Raw genomic sequence first — 21,653 nt, 5'->3', positions numbered from 1 at the left:
TAGGGGGCGAACGTCAGCGCGGCAGAGCCCGCTTCATGATCTTCCCCATGTCGTTGCGCGGCAGCGCGTCCAGGTAGCGCACGACCCGAGGTCGCTTGTGCGGGGCCAGCCGGTCGGCGACGTGGGACGCCAACTCCTGCGCGGACGGCTGGTTCCGGGGGTCCGCGGGGACGATCCACGCCACGATCCGCTCCCCGAGGTCGGGGTCCGGCTCCCCGGTGACCGCGGCCTCCCGCACCCCCGCGTGTTCCAGGAGCGCGTTCTCGATCTCGCCCGCGCCGATCTTGTAGCCGCCGCTCTTGATGAGGTCGGTGGCCTTGCGGCCGACGATCCGCACGTAGCCGTCGGGGTCCCGCAGCGCCATGTCGCCGGTGCGGAACCAGCCGCCCGGCGCGAAGGCCGCGGCGGTCGCGTCGGGGCGGTTCAGATACCCCGTGAAGAGGTTCGGGCCGCGCACCTGGATCTCGCCGACCGCCTCGGGATCGTCCGCCGGGACCGGCTCGCCCGCCTCGTCGACCAGGCGCAGCTCCACACCCGGCAGCGGCACCCCGACCGCACCCGCGCGCGGCTCGCCGTCCGCGCGGACGCTGGTGTTCATGAGCGTCTCCGTCATGCCGTACCGCTCGATGACGCGGCGCCCCGTCGCGGCCGCGATGCGCTCGTGGTCGTGGACCGGCAGCGCGGCCGAGCCGGACACCAGGAGCCGCGCCCCGGCCAGCGCCTTCGCCAACTCCGGGTCGGCGGGCAGGGCTTCGGCGATCCGGTGGTACATCGTCGGCACCCCGAACAGCATGGTCGCCCCGGCCCCCAGCTCGCGCGCCACACCCTCGGTGCTGAAGCGGCCGAGGTGGCGCACCGAGCCGCCGCGCCGCAGCGGGCCCAGCGTGCCGAGGATCAGGCCGTGCACGTGGAACAGCGGCAGGCCGTGCACGAGGACGTCGTCGGCGGTCCACTCCCAGGCGTCCGCGAGGGCGTCCAGGGTGGTGGCGATCGCGCGGCGCGGCAGGACGGCACCCTTGGGCGGGCCCGTGGTGCCGGAGGTGTAGACGATCAGGGCGGGGGCCTCGGGGGAGTCCGGCTCGGTCACCGCGGGCCGCGGGCCCGCCGCCGGCTCTCGTACGTCCATGACGACGTCGAGCCGCGTCAAGTCGGTCAGTGCGGGCGGCAGTTCGACGCCCGGCTCGGCCAGGACCAGCGACGGCGCGCTGTCCGCCACGATGTGCGCCAGCTCGCCGCCGCCCGACTTCGGGTTGAGCGGGACGGCCGGCACCCCGGCGAGCAGCGCGGCGACCACGCCCACGGCGGTTTCCAGGGAGGGCGTGGCCCAGACGGCGACGCGGTGCGCGCCGCTCAGACGCGCCGCCAACGCGCCGGACGCGGCCGCGAGTTCGCCGTACGTCAGCGAGCGCTCGCCGAACCGCAGGGCCTCGTCGAAGGCCCCCGCGCGCGGGGCGGCCGGGGCCGGGTCGTTCAGCGTCGCGTCGGTCAGGGTCGGGAAGAGGGGATCCACGTGTCGTACTCCTCGAAGTCCGGTCGTTCTGTGCGGGCCGTGTGCAGTCGTGCGCGGTCTCTGCACCGGCGCGTAATGAGAGCGTTACGCCGCTGAAGGTGCGGCGTCACAGTGATCACTGAGGCTGAAGTGGCCTATTGGCCCGAGTTTCCGGTCCTCCCCCCACAATCCGAACAGGATGGGACCACCTTCATGTCCGACTCCATGCCCGATCTCCTGGGGCGCCGCGACGCCCCCGCTCAAGTGCTCATACCGCACCAGTCCACCACCATCCCCGATCCCGCCCCGCCGGCCGCTCCCCACATTCTCGCGGTCGGCGCTCCCGGCCCCGGCCGCGAACAGCTCACCCGGACCCTGCGCCTGACCGGCCACGCGGTCACGCATGCCGTCCCCGGCGACGTACGCCGCCAGGTCAGGCAGACCACGCCCGACGCGATCGTCGCCCTGGACGACGGCCCCGACGGGCGCAGGCAGGGCCGCGAGGTCATCAGAGAAGTCCGCGCCGACCCGGCGGGCCAGGCGCTCCCGCTGCTCATGGTCACCGGGGCCCGCGCTCCCGCGACGGCCGCCGAACTGCTGCGGCACGGCGCCGACGACTGCGTACCGCAGGCCTTCGACCCGGACGAGCTGTCGGCCCGCATAGCGGCCAAGCTGCACCGGGTGCCCGTCCCCGTCGAACAACTGCTCCTCGACCCCCGTACGGGCCTGTACTCGGCGCCGCACTTCATGGCCGAGCTGGACCGTGAACTCCAGCGCCCGGCCGCCGCCCGGCGCGGCGGCGTCCTCGCCGTGGTCCACGTCGCCGAGGCCGAGGCCCTGGAGACACGGCTCGGACCCCGCGTGCGGCGCGAGATCGCGGAGCGCCTCGCCCAGGTCGCGGAGCCGCTCGGCAGCGTCTGCGGGCGGCTCGGCTGGGACGACGAGGGGCGCCTGCTCGTCCTGATGCCGGGCGTCGACGAGGAGGGCGCCACCGCGAGCCTGCGGCAGTTCGCCGCCTCCGTGGCCGGGACCCGCTTCGTCGTCGCCGACGAGAACGTACGGCTCACCCCGGCCGTCGGCTGGACCCCGCTGCCCGCCCGCACCGGCACGGGCGCGAGCGGGCAGGCCGCCGAGCAGGCGCGGGACGCCGCCGAGGAGGCGCTGCGCCACCGCGATCTGCGCCCGGTGCGCTACGAACCGTGGATGCGGACCGCCGCCGCGCACAGCCACCGGCGCGCCCGCCGCGGCCCGCGCGCCCTGCTCCGCGCGGTGACTCCGCTGCTCTCGCCGGTCCTGATGCTCGCGCTCGGCGTGGGCGTGCCGTTCCTCTGCTACCAACAGGCGTACGCCATGGGCTGGGACGCGGCGGCGGTCGCCTACTGGGTGGTGGTCGCGGGCCTCGTGACGTCGGCCCTGCTGATCGTCCTCGAATGCCTCTTCTCGCTCGACGCGAAGCCGCGGCCCGCCGGGCCCGCGCGGCCCTACCCGGTGGCGAGCGCGGTCATCGCGGCGTACCTGCCGAACGAGGCGGCCACGATCGTCGACACCGTCGAGTCGTTCCTGCGCCTGGACTACCCGAACGAGCTGGAGATCGTCCTCGCCTACAACACCCCGCACCCGCTGCCCGTCGAGGAGACGCTGCGCGAGATCGCGCGCCGTGACCCGCGCCTCGTCCTGCTCCCGGTGGCCGGCAGCACGTCCAAGGCGCAGAACCTCAACGCGGCCGTGACCCGGGTGCGCGGCGAGTTCGTCGGCATCTTCGACGCCGACCACCACCCGGCGCCCGACGCGTTCCGGCACGCCTGGGACTGGCTGTCCCACGGCTACGACGTCGTCCAGGGGCACTGCGTCATACGCAACGGCGACAGCTCCTGGGTCGCCCGGCTGGTCGGCGTCGAGTTCGAGGCGATCTACGCGGTCAGCCACCCCGGCCGCACCCGGCTCTACGGCTTCGGGGTCTTCGGTGGCTCCAACGGCTTCTGGCGCACCGACCTGCTCGCCCGGACGCGGATGCACGGCTCGATGCTGACCGAGGACATCGACTCCACGATGCGGGCCCTCGACGAGGGCGCGCGGATCGCCATGGACCGCACGCTCATCTCGCGCGAACTGGCCCCGACCATGCTGCGGCCCCTGTGGAACCAGCGCTCGCGGTGGGCGCAGGGCTGGCTCCAGGTCTCGCTCAAACACCTCTGGCGGGGCCTGCGCTCGCCCGTGTTCACGCCCCGCCAGAAAACGGGCCTGTTCGTGCTGCTCGGCTGGCGCGAGGTCCAGCCGTGGCTGACGCTCCAGATCCTGCCGATCCTGCTGCACGCCGCCGTCCGCGCGGGCGGCGCGGACCGTCTCGACTGGGCGGTGCCGGTGTGTCTCGTCGCGGCGGCCGTGACGCTGTCGGCGGGCCTGGTGCAGGCGGGGTTCGCGTGGCGGCTCGCCGTTCCCGAACTGCGCCGCCGCAAGAGCTGGTTCTGGCGCTATCTGCTCGTGTCGACGTTCTTCTACACGCACTTCAAGAACATGGTGGCCAGGGCCGCGCATCTGAAGGAGGTGCTCGGCGACCGGCAGTGGCGGGTGACACCGAGGGCCGCCGCGAGCGCCGGGCCGGCCGGGGCGGAGGTCGGTTCGTGACCTCGCCGATCACCGCGCCGCCTCCCGAGGTGAAGGCGCCGCGCACCCGCGGCCGGGCCCTCGAACTCCAGGGCCTGCGCGGGTTCGCCGCGCTCAGCACGGTCGTCTTCCACGTCTGGCAGCAGTACCACACCTACGACGCGGCGGGCTCGCACCCACCCGTCGACAACCCCTACCTCGGGGCGCTGCTCTCCCTCGAAGTGATCGACCTCTTCTTCGTGATGTCGGCGTACCTGCTCACGCTGTCCTACGCCCGCGCGGCCATCGACGGGGAGGAGGGCGCGGTCAGGCCGGGCCGGGTCTTCCTCTTCCGGCGGGCGGTCCGCATCCTGCCGCTGTACTTCCTGGCGGTCCTGGTGGTCTGGTCGACGCGCAATCCGACGCTGCCGGGGGACTGGCGCGACCTGGTCGAACACCTGACGTTCACGCACGTCCTCGACCGCGAGCGGATCTTCTACACGCTCGGCCCGAGCTGGTCGCTGTCCCTGGAGGTCGCCTTCTACCTGACGCTGATCGCGCTCGGCCCGCTCGCCGTGCGCGCCTGCCGCGGGCTGCGGACGCGCCGGGCACGGGTGGCCCTGTGCGCGGCGGGGTGCGCGGTGCTCTTCGCGGCGCCGCTCGCGTGGATCTCGTACGCGCGTTACGTCCTCGAAGTCCCGTACACCGTCTGGCCGGTGTACTTCGGACCGCAGGCCCGCTTCGGCGGCTTCGCGGCCGGGATGGGCCTCGCGGTGCTGCTGACGGCGCTCGGCGGGGAGCGGGGCAGGCTGGGGCCCCGATGGGCGGCGGCCCTGACCGCCGCCGCACTCGGCGGCCTGTACGCCCTGTCGTACTCCTCCGACCCGGAGAACCTCGCGCACACCTTCTACCATCCGATCGCCTCCGCGCTGTGGTTCGCGCTGCTGTACGCGACGCTGCACGTGCGGCGGGCCGGGCCGGAACCGGCGGTGCGGCGGGGGGCGTTGACGAGCCGCTGGGCCACGGGCGTGGGGCTCATCAGCTACAGCGTCTACATCTGGCACGAGCCGGTGATGCTCCAGCTCGCCGCCGCGGGCCTGCTGCCGTCGTCGCGGGCCGGCTTCCCGGTGGCCGCCCTCGCGGTGGTCGTCGTGGCGCTGGCGGCCGGGACGGCGAGCTACTGGCTGGTGGAGTACCCCGCGAGCCTGCTCGGCAGGGCGAAGGACGGCAAGGGGGCGGCACGGGAGTTCTACCCGGAGCCCGCGGCGACCCGCTGAACAGCGGCTCCAGCCCTGGCCCGGGGCCTCGCAGGCCCAGCGAGGCCCCGGGCCGGCCGCTCCTTGAGGACGTCCAGCTCGGACTGGTCGCGCGTGCCGCGTTCAGTACGTCAGGACCACACCCACGTACGAGATCCCCGCGATCACACCCCACGACGCGAGGCCGAGCGCCGCGACCCGGCCGCCCGTGCGGGTCAGGGACGGCAGGTCGACCGCGCTGCCGAGGCCGAACAGGGCGGCGGCCAGCAGGAGTTCCTGCGACGTCTGCGCGAGGTCGAGCACGCCGCCCGGCAGCCATCCGGTGGTGCGCAGGGCGACCATGGCGAGGAATCCGACGACGAAGAGCGGCACGAGCGGCGGACGCTTGGCGCCCGCGGTCCGCCCGGTGCCCTCGGCGCGCCGGGCGGCGCTCGCCCTCGACCGCGCCCGCACCGACAGGGCGACGGCCGCGACGAGCGGCGCGAGCAGCGCCACCCGCATCAGCTTGACCAGGACCGCGTCGCCGAGCGCCCCGGAACCGGCCGTCTGCGCGGTCGCCACGACCTGCCCCACGTCGTGCACGCTCGCCCCGACCCAGCGCCCGAACTCCGCGTCGGTGAGCCCCAACGGGTGCTGGAGCAGAGGGAGTACGGCGATCGCGAGCGTCCCGCACAGCGTCACCAGGGCAACCGAGGTGGCGGTGTCCCGCTCGTCGCTCTCGGAGACCTCGCTGACCGCCCCGATCGCTGACGCGCCGCAGATGGAGTAGCCGGTGGCGATGAGCAGCGGCTGGTCCCCGCGCAGGCCCATGCGGCGGCCCAGCCACCAGGTGCCGAAGAAGGTGACGGCGACCACGCCGAGCACCATCACGACCGACGCCCAGCCGAGCCCGAGCACGTCGTCCAGGCCCAGCTTCAGGCCGAGCAGTACGACGCCGACGCGCATCAGCCGCTTGGCCGCGAACGTCAGGCCCGCCTTGCCGGGGCCGCGTACGAAGTGGTGGGCGGCGCCGGGCAGATGTGCCGCGGCGATGCCGAGGACCACGGCGGCGGTGAGCATCGGGATGCCGGGCACCAGCTGGTGGACGCCCCAGGCCGCGCCGACCCCGGCGGCGCCGAGCGCGAGCCCGGGAAGCTTGCCGGGCGGTCGCGCGACCGGGGAAGTCGTGTGCCTGATACGGGACTTGGGGCGCTCGCCGAGGAGTGCCATCACCGGTCGGCCGGGAACTCGTACACCCGGCGGACGCTGCTGCCCAGGCGGGCTATGTCGGCCCCGTAGATGTGGATCGATATCGCGCGTGAGGTACAGGCGTTCCACACCCGGTGGATGTCGCCGGGCGGTGCGAAGCCGCAGACCGCGCCCCGCGGATTGACGACGTCGTCCGTGGCGACGAGGCGGGCCGTGCCGCCGGTCTCGGTGGCGGGCACCAGGCGGTAGCGGCGCTCGTGCTCCTCGCCCTCGTGTACGCCGGTGACGCACCATGAGACGTGGTCGTGGACCGAGGTGCGCTGCCCCGGCAGCCAGACCAGCGCCACGATCGAGAAGCTGCCGTCGTGCTCGGCGTGCAGGACGTGCTGACGGTAACGCTCGGGGTCGCCCTCGCACTGCTCGTCGGTGAGTAGGTCGGCGGCGCCGAGATGGGGCGCGAGCCGCTCGCCGACCAGGTACGCGGTCAGGTCGGGGGGCAGGCCGCGCCCGACGGCCTCGCGCACGTCGGCGACGAGGGTGTCGAGGCGCTCTGTGGTCCGGGCGGCCCGGTGCGTGGTCGGCGTGGTCATACGGGCAGCGTCGCGCCGAGTGATCCATCACGTCCAACGACAGTTCTTTGGCCACCCCGAAACTTCTGCTTATGGATCCCGGAGCGGAGCGGGCGGCTCCGGGGCGGACGGGCTCAGCAGCCGACGCGGTTGGCCGCCACGGTCCTCAGCTCGTCCAGGACGAGGGCGGTGGCCGGGATGCGCAGATGGTCCTTGAGCACGTACGCCGAGACCTGGCGCCGCGAGGCGGGATCCAGGGCGCGGCCGGTCACCTTGCGGTGGCACAGGAAGTTCAGGACGAGCCCCGGCATCATCGCGATGCCGAGCCCTTCGGCGACCAGGCTCTGCACCACCAGGTTGTCGTCGGTGGTGAAGGCGATGTCGGGCGCGAAGCCCAACTCGGCGCACTCGTGCAGGAAGTTGGCGCGGCAGCGCGGGCAGCCGGCGATCCACCGCTCCTCCGCCAGCTCGGCGAGCTTGACCGAACGCCGACGTGCCATGGGGTGCCCGGTCGGCAGCAGCACGGTCAGCTGATCCTCCATCAGCGGAATCTCCGCCAGCTCGTCGGGCACCTCTTCGTGCAGGCCGGGGTAGGTGAAGGCGAGCGTGATGTCGCACTCGCCGCGCACCACGCGCCGCAGCGACTCCGGCGGCTCGTCCTCGAGGAGTTCGACGCGCACCCCCGGATGCCCCGAGGCGAGGCGGGCCAGGGACTCCGGGATGAGCGTGGCGTTGGCGCTCGGAAAGGCGCAGACCCGCACGCGCCCCGACCGCAGCCGCGTGATCGCGTTCATCTGCTGCTGGGCGGCGGAGATGTCGTCCAGGATGATCCCGGCGTGCCGCGACAGCGCCTCCCCGGCCTCCGTCAGCCGCATGCGCCGGCCGACCCTGGTGAACAGCGGCGTGCCGACGGACCGCTCCAGCGCCTTCATCTGCTGGGTGATCGCGGGCTGCGTATAGCCGAGGGAGCGGGCGGCCGCCGAGTAGGACCCGGCCCGGACCACTTCGTAAAACGTCTTGATGTGCCGTGAATCGAACACCGCCAAATCATAAGCAGATGTTGGGAGGACCGAACATGGGCGGGAGCGGGGCCCGGGATCACCTCGTCGCCCTCCGGGCCGGTCCCGCGGTGGTTGTTAGCCTGCGGGGGCCCGACCGGCCCCGGCCGGACCCGACCGTGTTCGAAGAGGAGCCCCCGCCGTGTACGAAGAGGAGCCCCCGTGCTCAGCCCCCGCATAGCCCTGGTCACCCGTCGGCCGCAGCCGGAGTACGACCACGACCTGCCGGTCCTGGCGCGGGCCCTCGGCGCGGCGGGAGCCGACGTCCACGTGGTCGGCTGGGACGACCGGGACGTCGACTGGGCCGGGTTCGACCTCGCCGTGATCCGGTCCACGTGGGACTACAGCTGGCGCACCGTCGAGTACGTGGCGTGGGCCGAGCGGTGCGCCCGCCTCACGCGGCTCGCCAACCCGGCGGACGTCGTGCGCTGGAACACCGACAAGCGGTATCTGGGCGAGCTGGCCGCCGCGGGCGTCCCCACCGTGCCGACGTCCTACTGCCCGCCCGGCACGAGCCCCGAACTGCCTTACGCGGAGAGTGAGTTCGTGGTCAAGCCGTCCTCCGGGGCAGGGGCGCGGTACGCCGCCCGCTATCGCGCCGACGAGCGTACCGCCGCCCTCGCCCAGATCGAGCGCATGCACGAGGAGGGGTTCACCGCCATGGTGCAGCCCTATCTGCGGCACATCGACGTCACCGGCGAGCGCGCCCTCGTCTACTTCGGCGGACAGTTCCTGCACGCCGTGCAGAAGGGTGCGGTGCTCGAACCGGGCACGGCCTACGACGCCGTCAAGATGCCCCACCCCGACCTGCGCCCCTGGCGGCCGACCGAGGCGGAACTCGACGTCGCCGAGCGGGCGTTGGCGGCCATACCCGGCTCGCCCGAACTGCTCTACGCGCGCGTGGACCTCGTGGACGGCCCCGAGGGCGGCCCGCTCGTCATGGAACTGGAACTCGTCGAGCCCAACCTCTTCTTCGCCGTGCACCCCGGCTCCGACTCCCTGAGTCGCGTCACGGAGCTGATCCTCAAGGCGGCGGCATAGCTCCGGAGTACCCGAGCGAGACCCGTTGCAGCAGTCCCCATGTGAACTCCGCGACACAGCTCCGCCGTTGCCCGGCCGCGTCCGGCGCGGTGAACGCGAGCCGCCACCGGGTCGGCGCCGTCCCCTCCATGGGCCTCGCCGGGGCGAAGGCGCGCGCCGCCTCGTCGACCGTGCACGACCAGGGGGCGAGGTCGTCGAGCGTACGGAGTGCGGGGCCACCGGCCCCCGGCGCGCGCACCAGCCACTCGTTCCACACGGCCCCGTTCGGCGCGAGCAGCACCTCGAAGCGCAGGTCCGGCCAGAGCGGCACCGGCCAGGCCAGCGCCTCGCACTCCAGGTCGCCGATCGTCCGGCGGGTGGTCGACTCGGGGGCGCCGAGGACGGAGCGGTAGCGCGCCGCGGCGCCCCGGGAGCGCGCGCCGCGGGTCATCGCCTGCCACCGGCGGTTGGCCTCCCGCATCTGAGCGAGGGAGGCGCCCAGCGCACGGCGGGCGTCCTCCACCAGGTCGGCGTTGTGGTCGGCCATGCGGCGCAGCAGCACCAGCTGGAAGTCCAGCGGGGTGAACGGGGCGGCGGAAGGGCTAGCGGGCATGTGCTCCATCGTCGCGCACCACGGGCGCCCCGGGGCGGCGGCCTTCCGGAAGGAACAGCACCGAGTTGACGTACCGGGGGCGCCGGGGCGTGAGGACCCGGCGCAGCAGCCCCTGCGAGACGACGTACGAGGTGGCGCGCTGGTGCGCCTCCAGGTCGAAGGCGGCGAGCGGCAGCCAGGTGTCGTGCGGCAGCACCCAGCCCCGGTAGCCGTGGTGGCGGGTGAGGAGGTCCACGATCGGGGCGATCGGCTGGATGCGGGACTCCAGCTCGATGAAGATCGCCGGATGGTCGCGGGTGATCAGCTCCCGCGCGCCGCGCAGCACCGGCAGCTCGTTGCCGTCCACGTCGATCTTGACGAAGTGGACGTCCCGCAGCCCGAGCCCGTCCAGCGTCAGGCACGGCACGTCGACGGCGGTGGCGTGGATGTCGCGGCGGATCAGGGACGACACGCCCCGCTCGCCGTTGTCCCCGTGCGGCAGCCAGAGCCGGGCCGTGCCGGGCCGGTCGGTGGCCGCGGCCTGGATGACGCGGACGTTGCCGGGGGTGCTGGCGTCGAGCAGCCGGGCCAGGTGCGGCACCGGTTCGACGGTCACCACGCGGCGCGCGCGCGAGGCGAGGCGGCGCGACCAGGGGCCGTACCAGCCGCCGACGTCCACGGCGGTGGCGCAGCCCGGCGGGCAGAGGTCGGCGAGCCGGGCCAGCTCCGGTTCGAAGCGCGGATAGACCAGCCGGGCCAGCGAGGCGATGAGGCGGTCGGGGACATAGGGCGCGAGGCGCGCGGCGAGCGTCATCGGCGGCCCCCCGTCACGGGGATATCCGCTTGAGCAGCTGCTCGTGCTCGTCCTCCGGGACCTGCTCGCCGGAGGAGGGCAGCAGCTGCGGGATGCCGTCGATGACCGGGTAGCGGCGGCGCAGGCGCGGGTTGTAGAGCGCCTCGTCCGGGACGAGGGGGTCCGCCGGGGCGAGCAGGTGCAGCGGGCCCTTGTCGAGCGGGCAGGCGAGGATCCTCAGCAGCGGGTCGTCGGGGTTCATCCGCTTGTCAACTCCTTGGGGGGTGGGGTGGATCGGGGTGACGGTCCGTCGTGCTTCGGCATGGCGAGCAGTACGGACACGGCGAGCACGGTGCCCGCGATGCGCAGCGCGAGGCGCACCGGCTCGTCCGGCAGCGCCTCGCCGAACGCCAGCGTCCCGAGCACCGCGGTGAACAGGGCGGTCACCGTCGTACACACGGGAACGATCAGCGAGGCCCGGCAGCGCTGGAGCGCGGCCTGCGACATGACCAGGCCGAACGCACCGGTGAACAGGAGCAGATACGGGTACGGCGAGCGCAGCAGGTCCACCAGCGCACCGCCGATGCCCTGGGTCGTCAGATGGCTGGAGACGCCCTTGATGGCCAGCGAACTCACGCCGTACAGCAGGCCCACGGCGACGCCGTACTCGACGCCGGCCGACGGCAGGCGATGGCGGTGCTTGGCCCGGCGCTCGGCGGCGCTGTACAGCCAGACGCCCGCGGCGAGCGACGGCAGACAGACCGTGAGGACCAGCGGCACGGGCGCGCCGCGGCTCACCGTGTCGTTCTGCTCGTTCAGCGACAGCACGACCATGAGCAGCGCGAGCAGGATCGCGGCGACCGCGTACCGCTCACGGCCCGAGGTTTGCTCGCCGAGCAGGACCGAGGACAGCAGCAGAAGAAGGACGAGGCCCGAGACGAAGATGCCCTGCGCGGCGGCGATCGGCAGCGTCCGGTACACCGCGAGCTGGGCGCCGAAGCCCGCCGCGAGGGCGAGCGAGCCGCCGATCCACAGCGGGCTGCCGAGCACCAGCCGCAGCAGCCGCGCGGGGTTGCGGACGCTGACCGACGGCATGGCGCTCAGCGCCCGCTTCTCCAGGACGAACCCGGTGCTGTAGAGCACGTTCGCGAGCAGCGCCGCGGCCACACCCCACCACATGGGACTCAAGTCCTTCGGGCGTGCAGCAGCAGGATGGAGGAGGCGCTCGGCACGGCGCAGGCGAGCCGGTCCAGGGCCCGCAGCGGGCGCGGCACGCCGTGGAAGGGCGCACCTGACAGGCCTACGACCGTGAAGCCGCTCGCCGCGACGAACTCCCGCAGGGCGCGGGCGGTGTAGAGCCGCAGGTGGCCCACGACCTCCTTGCCGGGGCGGCCGTGGATGCCGCGCAGGCTCACCTCGGAGAAGACCGGCTGCACCCCGGCGAGGAGCAGGCCGCGGTTGTACCAGGCCGCGAGGTTGGGGGTGGACAGCATGAGGTGCCCCCCAGGCCTGAGGACCCTTCTCAGCTCGTCCAGCGCGCTGTCCGGGTCCACCAGGTGCTCGATGACCTCGCTGAACAGCACGGCGTCGGCCGTCTTGTCGGCGAACGGCAGCCCGCCGTCGGTGAGTTCACCGCGTACGACGTAGGGCAGGTGGGCGTGGGCGCGCTTGAGGGCGTCCTGCGACCAGTCGACGCCGATGACGCGGTGGCCCGCCAGGAGCGGTGCCGCGGTCGCGGCGGCGGAGCCGTCGCCGCAGCCGATGTCGAGGACCGTGGCGGCGCCGGCCGTGGCGGGGCCGAGGGCGTCGGCGAGGATGCGGGCCTGGCGCAGGCTGCGGGCGTCGCCGGACGCCACCGGGACGGCCGGGTTCTCGTAGAAGTCGCGGAGCCCGGCCGGGGGCTTGTCGGTCGTGGTGGTCACTGGGCCCGCCCCCTCTCCTCGGTCTCGGTGTGTTCCGTGTGTTCCGTGGCGTGCAGATAGTGCTCGAACAGGTCCCGCAGGTGGGCCCCGTCCCCGTGGCTCAGCAGCGTCTTCGACCAGCGCAGGGCGAGGTGCAGGCGGCCCGCCGTGGACGCGGTGGTCACGGTGAGGCCGCGCGGCAGGCGGGCCGGGGCGGAGAACCACACGGCGTGCGCGCGGCCCGCGTCGCCGAAGTCCAGGGCGTACGGGATGCGGCCGATGTTGCTCAGGAGCGTGGTCGACGTCCAGGGCGCGGCGGCGCGGCGCAGGCCGCGCGTGACGGCCGCCCTGAGGGTCACCGGGAGCACCGGCGCGGTCAACAGGGCCGCGCCGTGGCCCAGTTGGGGCCGGGCCAGGGCCTTGAGGGCGCGGGTGCGGTCGGAGGTGCGGCGCAGCAGATCGCGGATCGCGTCCGGAGTCCAGTCGCGGTGGGCCAACTCGCCGGCCGCGAACGGAACTTCGACCAACCGCGTGCCGTTGCCGATCGGCATGGTCGCGTCGCGGGGCCGGTCGTCCACCGGCATCGTGATGCGCAAGGGGCGCGGCCGGTCGCCGTGTTCGCGGTTCCAGTGGGCGATCATCAGCGCGGTCGCCACCATGAGCTGGTCGTTCACGGTGAACGGCGACCCCTTGGGGCGCCGCGGCACGGGCAGCTCCGCGACCAGCATGCCGTTGCCCGGGGAGGGCTCGGGCGACCCCTTCGCCACCCGGGCCGGGGGCGCCCACCCGGAGGGCGCGTCTGCCGGGGGCTGGGGGACGGCTCCGGCGGTGTCCGGCGTACGGGTGGGCGGCGCGGCGGGGGAGTTGTCCCGTCCCCCGTAGATCTCGGCGGCGGTCGCGAGCACGCGGAGGCAGGCGGGGCCGTCGAGGGCGGTGTGGTTGATGGTCAGGAACAGGACGGTGCCGGGGCCGACGGGGGCGTCCCCGTCGGCGGGCGGGTCCTCGGGCGTGTCCTCACCCCGCCCGGAGGCGGCGTCGGACCCGGCCGACACCACCTCCAGGCGGATCGGCGGCGAGGACGTGAGGGGCGGCGCCTCGGCGAGTGCTCTTTCGCGGGCCCGCTTGAGGGCGTCCCGCTCCGGGGCCGGGAACGTCACCACCTCCGCGTCGGCGTCCGCGGTCAGTTCCCACTCGTAGCGGCGGCGGTACCACGGGCCCCGCGCCTCCCGCATCAGGATGCGGGGGTGGCGGCGCAGGGCCTCGTGGAACGCGGCCCGCAGCCGGGCCGGGTCCGGGGTGCCCGGCAGGTGCACCTCGATGTGCACGGTCTCCGGCTCCTCCTCCTGGAGGCAGTGCCGGGAGACCTCGTCGACGACGGGGAACGGCACGCGCGCGGGCGGCCGGCCGGGGCCGTCCGCACGCCGTGCCGGGTGTTCCAGTGCGGTCATCGCTGCGTGCCTTCTCCGGTCGTGGGCGGCGCCTGCCCCGCCTCGGGGCCCCGGGCCGAGACCGTGGGGCCGGCCCCGGGCGGCGCCGGGGGATACGCCGGCTGCCCCGGAGCGGCACCGCCGCCCGGCCCGTACACCAACGTATCGGCGGTCTCCGCCCGTGCGGAACGCTCCCGCACGGTCACCAGCGCCGCGAACAGCGCGATGAGCGCGAGGAGTTGGGCCACCGGACCGAAGGCGCCCCGCTCGGCGCCGACGGCTTCCCCGGCGCCGATCGCCGCCGCGACGCCCGCGCCCGCCATCGCCGCGAACGCGATCGGCACCAGGAGCGCGTGCCGCCACCAGGCCAGCAGCGCGAGGGCGGGGACGAGCAGGGCGAACGGGCCCGCGATGACCACGGCCACCAGCGTCAGCGCCACCGTGCCGAGGATCGGACCCGGGGCGGGAGGCGCCGGGGTCAGCGCGTCCGTGTTGGGCTCGCGGCGCCGGACGAGGACCAGCCCGACCAGCGCGAGGACGCCGACACCGGCCAGGATCAGCCCGATCTCGTACGTCTGCGACGGCTCGTAGCTGAGCTTCACCGTGCCGCCCTCGCCCTTGGGCACGAGCCAGCCCTGCTGCCAGCCGTCGAGCCGCAGCGAGGTCAGCTCCTTGCCGTTGAGGGTCGCCTTCCAGCCGTCGTTCACGTTCTCGTACGTCGTCAGGTACGAGGCCGCTCCCGCACCGACGCTCACCTCGCGGCGGTCGCCGAGCCAGTCCTTGATCTTCAGCTCACGGGCTGTCCTGTCCAGCTCGCCGGGAGTGCCCCGGGTGAGCGAGGCGTCCATGACGGCGAGCGGACCCGCGTCCCCGGTCTCGACGCTGTGCGCTCCCGCGTCCAGGCGTACCGCCGTGTCCTTCGCACCGCGCTGGCACAGGCTGATCTCGACCGGCCTGCGCTCGGTGAGGTCACGGACCTTGCCCTTGGCGCTCGTCTCGTACAGCTCGCCGTCGATCGACATCGCCGGGCCCTGGCCACAGGGCAGGGAGAAGCGCTCCGACGCGTCGGGCTGCGGCGTGCGGTACTCGTCGAGGGCCGGGACGTAGACCTCGGTGAGGCCCACCGGCAGCTGGAGGTTGTCGTCCGCCACCGGGTTGTGGACCGTCAGCGGCGCCGTCTTGGTGATGGTGATGTCCAGCTGGTCCGTGGTGATCGGAGTGAAGCGCGCGATGCCGTTCTCGTCGACGCTCGCGGTCGCCGCGCCGTCCGGCGAGCTGATCTCGATCTTCTCGGGGCGGGTGGACAGACCGCCCGCGGCGGGCAGCACGATCTCGCCCACCGGCTTCTTGTCCGGCCACTTGAGGCGGACCACCGGACGGTTGTCGGTGCCCGCGATCCACGCCGTGGTCAGGTCGCCGTCGGTGAGGTTGCGCGGCGACAGACCCCTGCCGAGCCTGGCCGTGGAGTCGGCCGTGGCGATGATCTGCTGCTTCTGCTCGGGAGCCACCTTGTAGAGCAGCTCGTCCAGCGCGCTGCCCGGCACGGCCACCGCGCTCGCCTTCACCTCGTACTCACCGGAGCCCGTGGTCGTGAAGCGGCGGTGCAGGCCCGCCTCGGCGTTGACCGGCGAGAGGGCGTTCGGGTCCGAGGAGCGGTGCAGCGAGTACGTCGTCGCCTCGGCGCCGGACGCCTTCTCGGCGTCCTTCGGCAGCTGGAGGAGCTTGGTGACGCGCACCTCGGGGAGGGTGATCTCCGAGAAGCCCGCGCCCGTCAGACCGGGGCGTGCCTCCTGCGTGTCCACGATCGTGATCTTGATCCAGTCGGTGGCGCCCGCGCGGGCCTTGACGCGCTGCGGTGTGCCGTCGGGCTGGAGGGAGCTGGTGACACTGCCCCGCTCGGTCTCCACGCGCACCCGGGTGGGCGCGGCCCGCACGCCGTCCTGCGGCAGCGGGGTGATGCGGAAGGAGGAGGGGACGGTGATCTCGGAGTTGAAGTCGGCCTTGATCCACTCGCCGTCCGCGCCGCCGGAACCGCCCTCGGCCCAGGCCGTGGCCGGGTCGCCGTCGAAGGCGTTCACCGGGTCGTACTGCGGCAGGTGGAAGAGCCAGTTGCCGTAGGAGGAGGCCGACACCGACTTGGCGCCGCGCAGCTCCGCCGTCGTCTGGTGCTCGACGCCGTCGGTCGGCAGGATCTGGTGCGGCTTCTTGCCGGGGTCCTGGACCGCGTCGGGCGCGTTCCGCTCGTCGGGGCCGTAGGTGTACGACGTATTGGAGTTGACCAGGCCGAACCGGGTGTCGGCGCGGCGCAGCCCGTCACCGACCGCCTGGAGGCCGGGGGTCCCGACGCCCGGGTGGTTGTCGCCGGTCAGGACCGCCGGGCGGTCCCGCATCGAGGGGTCGGCGGAGAGCGGCAGCAAAGACTCGGGGCCTCCGCTGACGACCGCCGTGTTGGACACGGGCTTCAGACCGGCCTGGCCGGGGCGCTCGGCGTCCTCGCCGGGGGCGTAGATCTCCACGGCGCGATCGCGCGGGTAGAGGCCCTCCACCTGGAGCGGCGTGTCGTCGGGGATCGTGCCGCCGGTGGTCTTGGGCCCGAAGCCGGTGACACGGCTGAAGCCGGACTCCTCCAGGGTGCGCTTGACCGTCGAGGTCGGGACGTGGCCGACCTGGTCCGGGTCGAGGTCGTTGCGTACGACGACGTAGTAGAGCCCGGCGCGGGTCAGGTAGTCGGACAGGCCCGGCACTTCGCCGCCGGTCATCAGCGCCTGCTCGACCGCGTCCATCGCGCGGCGGTTGCCCGGCGTGCCGAACGGCACGTAGTCGCGCTGCGCCCAGCGCGACTCGGCGAGCACGTCGAGGGGCTGGTCGATGGGGGAGCCCCAGGTGTAGATGCCGTGCGCGGTCGCCGGGACGACGAGGGCACGGGAGTCGGGGGAGTACTTCTCCAGCCAGTTCGCCGTCGTCTGCCAGTACGTGGGCAGCTTCTGGAACGAACCGGGCTGGAGGATCGAGCCGTTGAGGTACGGCCAGGCCAGACCGGGCAGCACCAGCACCGCGGCTATCAGCGGCGCGTACCGTCTCCCGCGCACCGGCCGGGCCCCGCGCGCCTGCGCGGCGACGCCCGCCACGTGCATCAGGCCGAAGGCCAGCGCGAGCGCGAGACCCGTCTGGAACTTGTAGATGTTGCGGAAGGGGACGAGCCCGCCGTTCAGCCAGGACTGGACGGTCTCGTGGAAGGGCGCGCCGAACGCGCCTCCGTACCCGGCCAGCGTGATCAGGACGACCGAGAGGACGGTCAGGACCAGCCAGCGCCGCTCGGGCAGATCGCGCCGGGCGAGCCCCGCGAGTCCGAGGGCGGCGGCGAGCGCCGAGCAGACGACGGTCACGACGGCCGTCGCCACCGTCCAGCCGGCCGGCAGCCACGCCTCGCCGAAGTTGAGGTACGCCACCCAGTTACCGGCGCCGCGCAGCGTCTCGGTCGCCGACATGGTGCCGGTGGTGGTGGCGGAGTTCTCCACGTACGGGAGGAAGTTCTCGCCGTGGATGCCGAGCATCAGCAGCGGCACGATCCACCAGGCGGTGGCGAGGATGACGCCCGGCACCCACCAGGTGATCAGCTTCCGCTTGCGCGGGCCGTTCGGGCGCGAGAGGAGGAAGAGGGCGACCGGGAGCAGCGAGGCGAGGGTCGCCGCCGCGTTCACGCCGCCCATGAAGGGGATGATCAGCGCCGAGCGGCAGGCGGCGAGGCGCGCGCTGATCCGCTCGTTGGTCAGCGGCAGCAGCACCCACGGCAGGAACGCGCCGGGCAGCGCCGCGGCCGACGTGGAGCCGACGACCACCGTGAAGGTGGGCCACAGCGCGTAGACCACCGCGCCGAGCAGCCTGCTGTGCCGGCTGCCGATGCCCAGGCGTTCGGCGAGGCGCAGGGCGCCCCAGAAGGCCACCGCCACGATCAGCGAGAGCCACAGCCGCTCGGCGAACCAGACCGGCAGCCGTACGAGATCCGCCAGGCCGTAGAACGGCAGCATCGGGAACGCGTACCCGACGTACTGGTCCTGGATCCCGCCGAAGCCGCCGCGGTCGTGCCAGAGCTGGCCGAGGTCGGAGAGGAACTGCCAGGGGTCGACGGTGACACCGAGCTTGGTGTCGAACGTCATCCGCCCCGGCTTCACCGCGAGGAACAGCACGAACACCACGGCCCAGAACCCCAGCAGCCAGCGCCGCGAGCGCGGCCCCCGCGAGGGTTCAGGGGCGTCGGTCGTGGGCCGCACGGAGGCCGGGGGTGGGGCCTGGACCGTGGTCATGGACACCGCCTGAGAATGAGAAGGAGGTTCCAGGTCGCGAACTCGCGCACACCCGGCACCTTGGTGATCGCCCCGGCCAGGAAAGGCCAGTAGCGCGAACGTGCCGACACCACGTCCACGTCGGAACGGCCCCGCACCTGGCGCAGGGTCGTTCCGACGTGATGTGCGAAGAGGTTCTCGCCGAGCGTGTGTTTCGCGGCTTTTCCGGTACGTCTTTCATAGCGGGCGCGGGCCCGGTCGGCGCCCAGGTAGTGCCAGGGCGCCCACTCGTGACCGCCCCAGGGGGAGAGCCAGTTGGTGAACGAGACGTAGATGAGACCGCCGGGCCTGGTGACCCGGACCATCTCGCTCAGGAACGTCTGCGGGTCGTCGACGTGCTCCAGGACGTTCGAGGAGAACGTGACGTCGGCGACCTCGTCGGCCAGCGGCAGCAGATAGCCGTCGGCGAGCACCGAGCCCTCGGGGGGCTTGGTGCCCGACGCCGTCATCTCCGTGAGATCGGGCTCGAAGAGATAACTCTGCGCGCCGCGCCGGCGGAACTCCTCGGTGAAGTAACCGCCGCCGCCGCCGATGTCGAGGACGACGCGGTCCTTCACCTTGACGTACGCCTCCACCTGGTCGGCGGCGTCCTTGGCGAGGAGGGTGTAGCAGCGCTCCGGCTCCTGCTGTTCGCGCATGAAGGCGCGGAAGAGCGTGGCGGAGCGACGCAGGGACGGGTCTTTCACGAAGTCCCCTGTGCGGTCGGGGGCCCGGCGGGCGCATGGGCGGGCGGCCCGGCGGGCGCGTGGTGGGCGGCGACCGCCTCGGCCGCCACGGCCTGGAACTGCCGCACGGTGTTGCCCCAGCGGAACTGGGTGGCCCGCTCGCCGGCGGCCTTGCCGAGCGCCCTGCGGCGCTCGGCGCTGAGCGCCAGCGTGCACCAGGCGGCGGCGAAGGAGGACTCGCCGCGTGCGAGCAGACCGGTCACGCCGTCCTCTATGGAGTCACGGACACCGGGGACGTCGAAGCCGACCGAGGGCGTCGAACGCGTCGCCGCCTCGGTGATGACCAGGCCCCAGCCCTCCACGGCCGACGGATGCAGCAGCATCCAGGCCTCGCAGAGCAGCCGATGCTTCTCCGCCTCGGAGACATGGCCCCGGAACTCCACACCGGGACCGGCGAGCTGTTCCAGGCGCTGCCGCTCGGGGCCGTCGCCCACGATCACGAGACGGCCGCCCGTAACGGGCCTGACCCGCTCCCACAGGCGCAGGAGCAGATCGATCCGCTTGTACTCGACCAGACGTCCCATCGCCAGGAACAGCGGCTCGTCGGAGCGGGCGTGCAGCGGGCCCGGCTCCTCGACGCCGTTGTGCACGATCCGGATGCGCTCGCGCTCCACCCCGATCGCCCGCAGCGCGGTGGCCGTCGACGGCGAGACGGCCACCAGGAGGTTGCCGCGCTGCGCCCCGGACAGGGCCCAGTGTTCGAGCTTCCGGCCGAGCCGGGCCGCGGGGGCGAGCGCGCCTTGGAAGCGCATCCCCCACAGATCGGTGTGGACGTGGTTGACCAGGCACAGCGTCGGCCCGCGGTGCCACAGCGGCGCCAGGTACGGCATGCCGTTGCAGACCTCCACCAGCAGATCGCAGTCGCCGACCTGCCGGGTGAACGCGGACCGGGCCCGCAGGTAGTGACCGAGGTCGCCGCCCGCGGACACCACGCGGTAGTCGCGGTAGGCCGCGGGGCCGCCGCACAGCAGCGTGACCTGGTGGCCCAGTTTGCTGAGCCCGTCGGCGAGCCGGTCGACGAGCAGTTCGGAGCCGCCCGCGGCCGGGTTGTCCAGGTCGCGGTGGGCGAGAAAAACGATCCGGCGCGGCTGTGGGGGAGGCGCCGGCAGTCGCTGCGCGTGCCGCGGGGCGGCCGCGCGCAGCGAGGACGGTACGTGCTGGGGCATGCGTGCTCCAACTCGTCTCAGGGTGCGGAACTGTGGGGGTGTCCGGGCGGGCAGGACGGTCTTGCTGGGGTGCTGCGGGGGTACTGCGGGGTGCGACGGGCCGGGCGGCGAGGCGGTGGGGTCGCCTTGCGAAGGTGCTGTGCCCGGTCTGTGCGGGGGTGGTGCGGGGACTGTGCTCGGGTGGGGGTGGTTAGTTTTCGCTGCCCGTTACCCGGGGTCTACTCACCGAGGTGACAATTTCCGCGCCATTTCGAGCTGACGCCTCATCACATCGTGCTGGGGTGCAGGGCGCTTCGGGACTGTTCAGGATTCGGACTTCCCGGTTCCGCCGGTCCGTCGTGTCCGTCGTGTCCGTCACGCCCACCGGGGCCGTCCGCCCCGTCGTTCCTGCGCCCTCGTACGACCAGGACGATCCCGGTCACGGCGAGCGCCGCGCCCAGCGCGCCTGCGGCCACCGGAAGGGTCTCGCCGACCAGCTTCAGCCGGTCGCTGTCGTCCTTGGCGAGCTTCACCTGGGCCTTCTGCGTCGCCGTGGTGAAGCCGATGCGCTTGCTCTCCAGCAGCAGCGTCGCGTCCTTGTCGGAGCCCGGCGCGCGCAGCGTCTTGCGGGGGCCGATCGCCGCGTAGATGATCCGGCCCGTGCGCTGGTCGACGACCAGCTCGATGCCGTGGTTGGCGTAGAACTCATCCGCGATGACCTGGCTCTTCTTCGGCTGGCCGACCAGCCGGCCCGGCACCTGGCGCGTGCCGGTCTTGGTGGCCTCGACCGTCGCCGTGAAGCGGTAGCCCTCGTACCCCTGGATCTTCTTGGTGCCCCGGTACGTGAGCGGCACGGTCGCCCCGAGCGTGTTGTCCCACCAGCGGTAGGAGCGCTTCTCCACGTCGAAGGGGAACTTCAGGTAGGCCTCGCCCTCGAACCGCGGCTGCTCGCCGCAGCAGTGCACCGGCTTGTTCGTCCTCCGGTCGGTGACCCAGCGTTCCACCGTCCACTGGAGCGAGTCGTGCGGGTCGGCCGCGGGCAGCGATTTGTCCGGGTCGACGGACGTCGACACGTCCCAGACGGCCCGTCCGCTCTCCTCGCTGTCGGCGACGTCGCCGCGCACCTGGCGGGTGATGGTGAGGTTCTTGTCGTGAACCGTCTTGACCTTCGCGGTGTCGAAATAGCTTCCTTTGCCCTTGAAGACGGTGATCGTATCGATATCGGTCGGTGTTCTTTTGGCGCGTGGTTCCACGTACCAGGCCAGCATCGGGGCCAGGACCAGAAGAAACGCGCCAAGACCGAGAATGACCAGGGAAAATGGCGAGGTGGTGCGGCGCATGGGGCACTCCTGGGCTATGGGCGGGAGAAGTGTTACCGAGCCGTATGTATGGGCGGGGACCGTAGGCCGACCCTTGACTAGGTGTCAATGGATGCAGAGACTGGGCCCTTGCCGGACGGGGCCGGCCGGGACTGTGCGACCAGGACATTCATGACCGACACCGCGTGGTCATGGCCGCCTGCGTGCCCAGGGTGGGGACGACCTCCGACAGAGAGGCTGGCCCT

17 protein-coding genes are annotated in these 21,653 nt (G+C 73.1%); 3 read left to right on the top strand and 14 right to left on the bottom strand.

The features are described 5' to 3' along the window. Nucleotides 1–13 precede the first annotated feature (13 nt). Nucleotides 14–1,510 carry an acyl-CoA synthetase gene (locus tag CP975_RS10865; RefSeq protein ID WP_425474242.1) on the bottom strand — a complete coding sequence of 499 codons (1,497 nt, stop codon included), beginning with the start codon at nucleotides 1,508–1,510 and terminating at the stop codon, nucleotides 14–16. A 192-nt stretch (nucleotides 1,511–1,702) separates the two neighbouring features. Between CP975_RS10865 and CP975_RS10860 the strand changes: the two genes are divergently transcribed. Together CP975_RS10860 and CP975_RS10855 are read left to right on the top strand one after the other, a co-directional pair. After that, a complete protein-coding gene (locus tag CP975_RS10860) occupies nucleotides 1,703–4,114 on the top strand; it encodes a glycosyltransferase (RefSeq protein WP_246201463.1) in 2,412 nt (803 codons plus the stop codon). Then, the gene (locus CP975_RS10855) at nucleotides 4,111–5,349 is read left to right on the top strand and encodes an acyltransferase family protein (protein WP_150476817.1); all 1,239 of its coding nucleotides are present in this window, start codon (nucleotides 4,111–4,113) and stop codon (nucleotides 5,347–5,349) included. Before CP975_RS10860 ends, CP975_RS10855 begins: the two co-directional genes overlap by 4 nt. Before the next feature lie 102 nt (nucleotides 5,350–5,451). Here CP975_RS10855 and CP975_RS10850 read toward each other — a convergent pair whose 3' ends face one another. The 3 genes from CP975_RS10850 to CP975_RS10840 form a co-directional block, all read right to left on the bottom strand. Continuing rightward, nucleotides 5,452–6,537 (bottom strand): YeiH family protein, encoded by a 1,086-nt coding sequence (locus CP975_RS10850; RefSeq protein WP_055528908.1) that lies wholly within the window; start codon nucleotides 6,535–6,537, stop codon nucleotides 5,452–5,454. Further along, a complete protein-coding gene (locus CP975_RS10845; RefSeq protein ID WP_055528907.1) occupies nucleotides 6,537–7,106 on the bottom strand; it encodes a cysteine dioxygenase family protein in 570 nt (189 codons plus the stop codon). Before CP975_RS10845 ends, CP975_RS10850 begins: the two co-directional genes overlap by 1 nt. A 113-nt stretch (nucleotides 7,107–7,219) precedes the next feature. Then, a complete protein-coding gene (locus tag CP975_RS10840) occupies nucleotides 7,220–8,125 on the bottom strand; it encodes a LysR family transcriptional regulator (protein WP_055528906.1) in 906 nt (301 codons plus the stop codon). 180 nt (nucleotides 8,126–8,305) lie between these two features. On the opposite strand from CP975_RS10840, the gene CP975_RS10835 reads away from it, so the two are divergent. Next, nucleotides 8,306–9,184: an ATP-grasp domain-containing protein gene (locus tag CP975_RS10835; RefSeq protein ID WP_055528905.1), complete on the top strand. Its 879-nt coding sequence runs from the start codon at nucleotides 8,306–8,308 to the stop codon at nucleotides 9,182–9,184. Here CP975_RS10835 and CP975_RS10830 read toward each other — a convergent pair. The 10 genes from CP975_RS10830 to pgfA form a co-directional block, all read right to left on the bottom strand. After that, nucleotides 9,168–9,785: a hypothetical protein gene (locus tag CP975_RS10830; RefSeq protein WP_055528903.1), complete on the bottom strand. Its 618-nt coding sequence runs from the start codon at nucleotides 9,783–9,785 to the stop codon at nucleotides 9,168–9,170. The genes CP975_RS10835 and CP975_RS10830 overlap by 17 nt on opposite strands. Beyond that, nucleotides 9,766–10,569: an FkbM family methyltransferase gene (locus tag CP975_RS10825; protein WP_055528902.1), complete on the bottom strand. Its 804-nt coding sequence runs from the start codon at nucleotides 10,567–10,569 to the stop codon at nucleotides 9,766–9,768. The genes CP975_RS10830 and CP975_RS10825 overlap by 20 nt, the downstream gene beginning before the upstream one ends. Before the next feature lie 13 nt (nucleotides 10,570–10,582). Further along, on the bottom strand, nucleotides 10,583–10,810 hold the full coding sequence (locus CP975_RS10820; protein ID WP_055528901.1) for a Trm112 family protein: 228 nt from the start codon (nucleotides 10,808–10,810) through the stop codon (nucleotides 10,583–10,585). Beyond that, nucleotides 10,807–11,715, bottom strand: coding sequence for a hypothetical protein (locus CP975_RS10815; protein ID WP_055528914.1), 909 nt, complete (start codon nucleotides 11,713–11,715; stop codon nucleotides 10,807–10,809). Before CP975_RS10815 ends, CP975_RS10820 begins: the two co-directional genes overlap by 4 nt. A 17-nt stretch (nucleotides 11,716–11,732) precedes the next feature. Beyond that, nucleotides 11,733–12,470, bottom strand: coding sequence for a class I SAM-dependent methyltransferase (locus CP975_RS10810; protein WP_030793610.1), 738 nt, complete (start codon nucleotides 12,468–12,470; stop codon nucleotides 11,733–11,735). Further along, nucleotides 12,467–13,897 carry a condensation protein gene (locus CP975_RS10805; RefSeq protein ID WP_150476815.1) on the bottom strand — a complete coding sequence of 477 codons (1,431 nt, stop codon included), beginning with the start codon at nucleotides 13,895–13,897 and terminating at the stop codon, nucleotides 12,467–12,469. Before CP975_RS10805 ends, CP975_RS10810 begins: the two co-directional genes overlap by 4 nt. Next, entirely contained in the window at nucleotides 13,894–18,180 is a 4,287-nt protein-coding gene (locus CP975_RS10800) for an alpha-(1->3)-arabinofuranosyltransferase (protein ID WP_150476814.1), read from the bottom strand. The genes CP975_RS10805 and CP975_RS10800 overlap by 4 nt, the downstream gene beginning before the upstream one ends. Next, nucleotides 18,177–18,905, bottom strand: a complete 729-nt coding sequence (locus CP975_RS10795) for a class I SAM-dependent methyltransferase (protein WP_246201462.1) — start codon at nucleotides 18,903–18,905, stop codon at nucleotides 18,177–18,179. Before CP975_RS10795 ends, CP975_RS10800 begins: the two co-directional genes overlap by 4 nt. Beyond that, nucleotides 18,902–20,110: a glycosyltransferase family 4 protein gene (locus tag CP975_RS10790; RefSeq protein ID WP_055535989.1), complete on the bottom strand. Its 1,209-nt coding sequence runs from the start codon at nucleotides 20,108–20,110 to the stop codon at nucleotides 18,902–18,904. Before CP975_RS10790 ends, CP975_RS10795 begins: the two co-directional genes overlap by 4 nt. Before the next feature lie 266 nt (nucleotides 20,111–20,376). Continuing rightward, nucleotides 20,377–21,429, bottom strand: a complete 1,053-nt coding sequence (pgfA, locus tag CP975_RS10785; protein WP_055535988.1) for a cell envelope lipid trafficking protein PgfA — start codon at nucleotides 21,427–21,429, stop codon at nucleotides 20,377–20,379. Nucleotides 21,430–21,653: the final 224 nt, after the last annotated feature.

The organism is Streptomyces alboniger (assembly GCF_008704395.1).
Taxonomy (GTDB): domain Bacteria; phylum Actinomycetota; class Actinomycetes; order Streptomycetales; family Streptomycetaceae; genus Streptomyces; species Streptomyces alboniger.
Note: the sequence above shows the minus strand (reverse complement) of the source record. Positions and strands in the feature narration are given on the sequence as shown.

What these genes read in the sequence shown, in the direction of transcription:
- CP975_RS10860 (WP_246201463.1), top strand. Translation starts at nt 1,703, where the DNA reads ATGTCCGACTCCATGCCCGATCTCCTGGGGCGCCGCGACGCCCCCGCT.
- CP975_RS10850 (WP_055528908.1), bottom strand. Translation starts at nt 6,537, where the DNA reads ATGGCACTCCTCGGCGAGCGCCCCAAGTCCCGTATCAGGCACACGACT.
- CP975_RS10845 (WP_055528907.1), bottom strand. Translation starts at nt 7,106, where the DNA reads ATGACCACGCCGACCACGCACCGGGCCGCCCGGACCACAGAGCGCCTC.
- CP975_RS10830 (WP_055528903.1), bottom strand. Translation starts at nt 9,785, where the DNA reads ATGGAGCACATGCCCGCTAGCCCTTCCGCCGCCCCGTTCACCCCGCTG.
- CP975_RS10825 (WP_055528902.1), bottom strand. Translation starts at nt 10,569, where the DNA reads ATGACGCTCGCCGCGCGCCTCGCGCCCTATGTCCCCGACCGCCTCATC.
- CP975_RS10820 (WP_055528901.1), bottom strand. Translation starts at nt 10,810, where the DNA reads ATGAACCCCGACGACCCGCTGCTGAGGATCCTCGCCTGCCCGCTCGAC.
- CP975_RS10805 (WP_150476815.1), bottom strand. Translation starts at nt 13,897, where the DNA reads ATGACCGCACTGGAACACCCGGCACGGCGTGCGGACGGCCCCGGCCGG.
- CP975_RS10800 (WP_150476814.1), bottom strand. Translation starts at nt 18,180, where the DNA reads ATGACCACGGTCCAGGCCCCACCCCCGGCCTCCGTGCGGCCCACGACC.
- CP975_RS10790 (WP_055535989.1), bottom strand. Translation starts at nt 20,110, where the DNA reads ATGCCCCAGCACGTACCGTCCTCGCTGCGCGCGGCCGCCCCGCGGCAC.
- pgfA (WP_055535988.1), bottom strand. Translation starts at nt 21,429, where the DNA reads ATGCGCCGCACCACCTCGCCATTTTCCCTGGTCATTCTCGGTCTTGGC.